This is a genomic window from Burkholderia sp. BCC1977 (genome assembly GCF_905339595.1).
Classification (GTDB): domain Bacteria; phylum Pseudomonadota; class Gammaproteobacteria; order Burkholderiales; family Burkholderiaceae; genus Burkholderia.
The window spans coordinates 1-1,451 of record NZ_CAJPGQ010000129.1; the positions used below are offsets into that span (position 1 = coordinate 1).

General features: G+C 66.2%; 1 protein-coding gene. It reads right to left on the reverse strand.

Annotation, left to right across the window (positions count from 1 at the left end):
* Positions 1–1,451: phosphate acyltransferase (locus U5771_RS35040; protein WP_322028160.1), on the reverse strand; the 1,451-nt coding region annotated here is incomplete at both ends.

Consider the following 1,451-nt stretch of genomic DNA (forward strand, 5'->3'; position numbering starts at 1 on the left):
GCCGCCATGTTGACGATGCGGCGAACGGTCGCCGATTCGGTCAGCACGTGCACCGGCTGGGCCGCGCCCAGCAGGATCGGCCCGATCGCGATGTTGTTGCCGGCAGCCGTCTTCAGCAGGTTGTACGCGATGTTCGCCGCGTCGATGTTCGGCAGGATCAGCAGGTTCGCGTCGCCTTCCAGCGTCGATTCCGGCAGGATTTCCTTGCGCAGCGCCGCGTCGAGCGCGACGTCGCCGTGCATTTCGCCGTCGACCTTCAGCTCCGGCGCACGTTCCTGCAGGATCGCGAGCGTATCGCGCATCTTCTGCGCCGAAGGCGCGTTGCTCGTGCCGAAATTCGAGTGCGACAGCAGCGCGACCTTCGGCTCGATGCCGAAGCGGCGCACTTCTTCCGCGGCCATGATCGTGATCTCGGCGAGTTGCTCCGGGGTCGGATCGACGTTCACGTGCGTGTCGACCAGGAAGATCTGGCGGCCCGGCAGCACGAGGCCGTTCATCGCCGCGTACACGCTGCAGCCCGCGCGCTTGCCGATCACCTGGTCGATGAAGTGCAGATGGCGGTGCGTGGTGCTGATCGTGCCGCAGATCATCCCGTCCGCTTCGCCCTTCTTCACCAGCATCGAGCCGATCAGCGTCGTGCGGCGGCGCATCTCGACACGGGCCAGCTGCTCGCTGATGCCCTTGCGCGCCATCATCTTGTAGTACGTCTGCCAGAAGTCGCGGTAGCGCTCGTCGTGCTCGGTGTTGACGACCGTGAAGTCGGTGCCCGGCGTGAGGCGCAGGCCGTAGCGCTGGATACGGTGCTCGATCACCGACGGACGGCCGATCAGGATCGGCTTCGCGAGTTTCTCGTCGACGATGATCTGCACGGCGCGCAGCACGCGCTCTTCCTCGCCTTCCGCGAACACGACACGCTTCTTCTCCGCCGGCGCGCTGCGCGCGAGCTGGAAGATCGGCTTCATCGTCGTGCCGCTGTGATACACGAACTGCTGGAGGTGAACGCGGTACGCCTCCATGTCCTCGATCGGGCGCGTCGCGACGCCGCCGTCCATCGCGGCCTGCGCGACGGCCGGCGCGATCTTGACGATCAGGCGCGGATCGAACGGCTTCGGAATCAGGTATTCGGGCCCGAACGACAGGTCCTGGATCCCGTACGCGGTCGCGACGATGTCGCTCTGCTCGTGCTGCGCGAGTTCGGCGATCGCGTTGACGGCCGCGATTTCCATTTCACGCGTGATCGTCGTCGCGCCGACGTCGAGCGCGCCGCGGAAGATGAACGGGAAGCACAGGACGTTGTTGACCTGGTTCGGGTAGTCGGTGCGGCCGGTCGCGAGAATCGCGTCGGGGCGCACTTCGAGCGCCACTTCCGGCAGGATTTCCGGCGTCGGGTTCGCGAGCGCGAGGATCAGCGGGCGCTCGGCCATGCCCTTCACCATCTCCTGCTTCAGCAC